The 4,762-nt window shown below is 44.1% G+C and carries 4 protein-coding genes and 1 tRNA gene; 4 read left to right on the forward strand and 1 reads right to left on the reverse strand.

Annotation, left to right across the window (positions count from 1 at the left end; translation table 11 throughout):
• Nucleotides 1-195 precede the first annotated feature (195 nt).
• From IM322_RS01720 to tsaB, 4 genes are all read left to right on the forward strand, one after another.
• On the forward strand, nt 196-876 hold the full coding sequence (locus IM322_RS01720) for a diacylglycerol/polyprenol kinase family protein (RefSeq protein ID WP_287672470.1): 681 nt from the start codon (nt 196-198) through the stop codon (nt 874-876).
• A 271-nt stretch (nt 877-1,147) separates the two neighbouring features.
• Nucleotides 1,148-2,020, forward strand: coding sequence for an aldose epimerase family protein (locus IM322_RS01725; RefSeq protein WP_287672472.1), 873 nt, complete (start codon nt 1,148-1,150; stop codon nt 2,018-2,020).
• A gap of 63 nt (nt 2,021-2,083) precedes the next feature.
• Nucleotides 2,084-2,155 (forward strand) — tRNA-Lys (locus IM322_RS01730).
• Nucleotides 2,156-2,180: 25 nt separating this feature from the next.
• Nucleotides 2,181-2,783: a tRNA (adenosine(37)-N6)-threonylcarbamoyltransferase complex dimerization subunit type 1 TsaB gene (gene tsaB / locus IM322_RS01735; protein WP_287672474.1), complete on the forward strand. Its 603-nt coding sequence runs from the start codon at nt 2,181-2,183 to the stop codon at nt 2,781-2,783.
• On the opposite strand, the gene IM322_RS01740 is transcribed toward tsaB, so the two are convergent.
• On the reverse strand, nt 2,784-4,439 hold the full coding sequence (locus IM322_RS01740; RefSeq protein WP_287672475.1) for a choice-of-anchor I family protein: 1,656 nt from the start codon (nt 4,437-4,439) through the stop codon (nt 2,784-2,786). It lies immediately after the preceding gene.
• Nucleotides 4,440-4,762: the final 323 nt, after the last annotated feature.

Genomic DNA, 4,762 nt, shown 5'->3' on the forward strand with positions numbered 1-4,762 from the left:
GTGTCAGTCTGTAGAGCGACCATAAGACCAGAACAGAGTAAATCTGTTAAGGCAGCTGCGGAACCCCGCAAGGGAAAGAAGCAGAAACCTAAATCGTGAGGTTTGGGAATCACCGTCCGTTTACGGCGGTGAGGATGTCAACAATGTCACCTCGATCGCCTAAACTAATAGATAGTCAATTTTCGCTTTTGCCACGTGGAACTATACCACTCTCTCCTATTTTCGATCGGTTTAGTCGCCTGTTACCTAGCTGTTCTGATTCTGATCGCTGAAAAATTAAAAAGTCTTTTCAGTACCGATGGCGAAATTACCCGCAAAGTTGTCCACATTGGCACAGGAAACGTCATCCTTTTTGCCTGGTGGTTAAATATCCCCGCTTGGGTGGGAATAAGCGCCGCTATCCTAGCGGCAATTATTGCTATCCTATCCTATTTTTTTCCCATTTTACCCAGTCTTAATAGTGTTGGTCGCCGCAGTTGGGGAACTTTTTTTTATGCTGTTAGTATAGGTGTTCTCGTGGCTTATTTTTGGCCAATTTCTCACCCCGAATACGCGGCAATGGGTATTTTAATTATGGCTTTGGGAGACGGATTAGCAGCCCTAGTCGGACAAAATTTCGGTCAACATCCCTACAAAATTTTCGGCAGTGGCAAAAGTCTAGAGGGTTCCCTGACTATGTTAGTAATCAGCTTTTTAGTCAGCTTGATTATTTTATCTTTTATTAATGGCATTAATCCGCCAATTATTTTAGTATCATTATTAACAGCGATCGGAGCTACTATTCTAGAAACTTTCTCGAAACTAGGTATAGATAATCTCACTGTACCGATTGGTAGCGCCGCCATTGCCTATTTTCTTACCCAAATTTTCATCTAAAGCTAGTCTATCCCAGCTTATTCACAAGGGCCGAATCTAAAACCTCATTGGTTAAGCTAAGTAGGGAGGCACAATTATTTGTTAGGATGGGTTAGTGGTAGCGTAACATGATCGGGCGTTGGGTTTCATGCTTCAACCCAACCTACGTTCTATGTTAGCAATCAGCTTTTTAGTCAGCTGTACCGATAACTGATAACTGATGACTGATAACTGATAACTGATAACTGATAACTGATAACTGATGACTGATAACTGATAACTGATAACTGATATGACCTTTACTATCACTCAAAAGCAAAATCAATATCTTACCTATTGTCTCAAGGATGAAGAGGCTGACGCTTATCTGGAAGTGGTTCCCGCTAGGGGAGGAATCATCACCCGTTGGCAAATTTGCGGAGAAGATATTTTATATCTGGACACAGAAAGATTTAAATATCCTAACCTCAGCGTCCGCGGAGGAGTCCCGATTTTATTCCCGATATGTGGCAACTTACCCGATAATACCTATCAACACCAAGGCCGAAACTATACTCTTAAACAACACGGATTTGCTCGTGATTTACCCTGGCAAGTGAGCAAACAAAGCACCGAAACCGCCGCTAGTTTAACCCTAGAATTAAACAGTAATCCGTCCACTCGTCAAGTCTATCCCTTTGATTTTCAATTAATCTTTACCTATCAACTGCAAGGAAACAGCCTCAAAATTCACCAAAAAGTTATTAATCTTTCCCCCGAAAAAATGCCCTTTTCTATCGGGTTACATCCCTATTTTCAAGTCACCGATAAAACCCGATTATCCTTTGATATTCCCTCCTCCCAATACCTCGACCAACGCAGCAAAACCCTCCATTCCTACTCCGGCCACTTTGACTTTAATCTCGAAGAAATTGATGCCGCTTTTCCGCAAATTACTCGCCATCAAAGTAGTTTTAGTGATTCCTATCATCAACGTCAAATTATCCTCGGTTACGACGATCTCTATACAACTATAGTTTTTTGGACTCTGAAAGATAAAAATTATATCTGTCTCGAACCCTGGAGCGCTCCCCGCAACGCCCTCAACACAGGCGAACATTTGACCTACTTAGAACCCCAGAGTAGCCGTGAGGCGATCGTGGAAATGCGAGTCAATCAAATTTAAATTTCCCCTTGACTTAGCCCCGATAAGATGTTATATTGATGAATCGTGTGCAGAACACGAAACGGGTCGCTAGCTCAGCGGTAGAGCACTCGGCTTTTAACCGATTGGTCTTGGGTTCGAATCCCAGGCGACCCATAAAAACTTACTGATAAAGATTGACTTGTCTTCCCCTGTCTATGGATTAGCCTTGCATACCAGCAGTCCCCAACTAGGACTGGCCCTCTCTAATTTCAGCGATGATAGTCGTCAACAAAATTGGGACTTAGACAGGGACTTATCGAACCTATTCCACCCCTATCTAAAACAGTTCCTGGCCCCGCAAAAATGGGCAGATTTAGCCTTTCTAGCCACCGCTAAGGGGCCGGGTAGCTTTACCAGTACCCGCATCGGTCTAGTCACCGGTAGAACCCTAGCACAACAATTACAGCTACCGATTTTTACCGTCTCCAGTCTAGCGGCCTTTGCTTGGTCACAACGACATTTTTACCCTCCCGATACCTATCTAGCCCTAGAAATGCCCGCCACTAGGGGACAATTGTATGTGGGCATCTATGGGGGTAATCGGGTTTATTTAGCTGATAGCCTGATGACTCCCGAACAATGGCAGCAGACTTTAGAAAACTTAACTATTTCCTATCAAAGATTAGCCACCCCCAGTTATTTAGGCATAAATGCCCCCGCTATCCTCGATTTAGCTTATTTGGATTGGCAAACGGGAAAACGCCCCCATTGGTCGGAGGCGCTACCATTTTACGGGATGTGATTAGCAATTCCCTCTTTTTTTCAAACTATAACCAGCTAATCCGAGGGTTACTAATCCTAAAACTGCGCTAGGTTCTGGGACAGGTTTCACGGAATAAATTGCCACATTACGACTCACTTCATTGGCAACAATTAACAAGGGAGTACCATTGGGACTATCGGCAGCGGGAATAAATAATAATCCTTCGGGGGAGATATCGCCTAATTGCCAATCGTTGATATAATTAGTGAACAAAGGATTACTAGGGTTGGTGATATCATAAACCATGAAACCGCCAGCCCTTTCTATTCCCACAAAACTATAGAGACGATTACCCACAGTTCCTACTGCTAAACCTTCCGGTTCCGGCCCGCGGTTATCGCTACGACTATCGAAACTGCTAGGAGTACCATCGGAATTAAAAATACTAGCAGTTAGGGGAGTTGCCGAAAAAGCCGCCAAAATTTGTTCAAAATCATCGCCGCTATCGAAGACTTGGGACAGTCCATTAGTGACATTCCAAATCGAAAAAGAACGACCACCATAGGCAAAAAGTTGGCTATATTGACCTTGGGCATTAAGTCCGTCGATGGTGGAAACATCTAAACGGCCGAGATTTCGGGCTAATTGCAAGTCTGCCGCATTAGGGAAAACATTGGGGTCTAAAGTTAGAGTAGAAACTCGTCCGGCCTCATTTCTAGTATCCCCTTCATTGGCAGTAATTAAATAGGTTTGTCCGGCGATGGTAACGGTGGCGATCGTATCCGGTTGGTATAAGCCAAAAACCGGCCAATTATTAATTCTCACTGCTGGGGAATTAGCCGATCCTCCAAATACTACCCCATCTCGATCGCTTGCATCTAAACCATTACCCGGTGCGTTAAAATCCTTAGCTCCTAAAGGTAAAATACTGGTGACTTGAGCGTTAGCAATATCGACTACGGCAACAGCATTATTTTCCTGTAGAGACACCCATGCAGAGGTTCCATCCTCGGAAACGGTGATGTATTCTGGTTCCACATCTTGGGAAACCGTTTGACCGGGAAAAATACGGACTCCCTGATTTCTTAAACCGTTCTCTTGACCATTAAAACTGGTAAAGGTGGCAGTGTTAACCGTGGGATTGAGAACACCAGCACTTAAGTCAATGATACTAACGGAACCATCGGGATTGATCGCGCCTCTCGCTTCCCCTTCATTAGCCACTAAAACCCGATTACCGTCAGGAGTAAAGGTTAACATATCGGGTAAAGCACCCACAGTAACCTGACTCTGAAAGACACCATTAGTATCGAAAAAGACCACACTGCCGTTATTGGTAATCGTACTAGCTTCCATGGCCACGGCCACAATACCATTTTTGATGGCAACGCTGTTAACCCCTGCACCGTAGGAGCTAAGATCGAGCGAGGGTAAGCGAATTGGACTAGCGGGATTGCTGATATCGGCAATATCTAGACGATTATTGGGACCGGTCACGAATAATCTGCGACTAGCGGGGTCGTAGGTGGGAATTTCGGACCCAAAGTTATTAGCAGCAGTTGTACTATTGCCAAGGCTGCTCAATCGGGTGATATTTAAAGCTGAGGCCGATTCAGTAACAATATTGATACTGCCAGCAATTGACAGCAAGGTTAATAAAAATTTCCCATGGTGACGATAGATAGCCTGAATCATATTTTTAGCTGAAAACCTGCAAAAAAAGGCTAAACAATCGCATTTTTTCAGATCCAAGTTAAAGGAAGATTAAACAAGAGAGAAATTAAGGATATCTTCAAAATTTGGCCAAGGACAGTAAAAGCGATCTAGAAGAAGGGGTTCCTCGATCGCTTTTTAGTTGAACGGCTCATTTACCGGAGTGTTGACATCCTCGCCGCCGTAAAACGGACGGCGATTCCTCACCACGCCACTTTTTTAGGGTGGTCGCTGAACGGGGTTGACGCAGATAGCGAAAAACGCTTAATTGCTTAAGTCTGACACTTTCGACCCGTCCATTTTGA

It is taken from the genome of Microcystis sp. M109S1, assembly GCF_020247025.1.
Taxonomy (GTDB): Bacteria; Cyanobacteriota; Cyanobacteriia; order Cyanobacteriales; family Microcystaceae; genus Microcystis.

What these genes read in the sequence shown, in the direction of transcription:
- IM322_RS01725 (WP_287672472.1), top strand. Translation starts at nt 1,148, where the DNA reads ATGACCTTTACTATCACTCAAAAGCAAAATCAATATCTTACCTATTGT.
- IM322_RS01740 (WP_287672475.1), bottom strand. Translation starts at nt 4,439, where the DNA reads ATGATTCAGGCTATCTATCGTCACCATGGGAAATTTTTATTAACCTTG.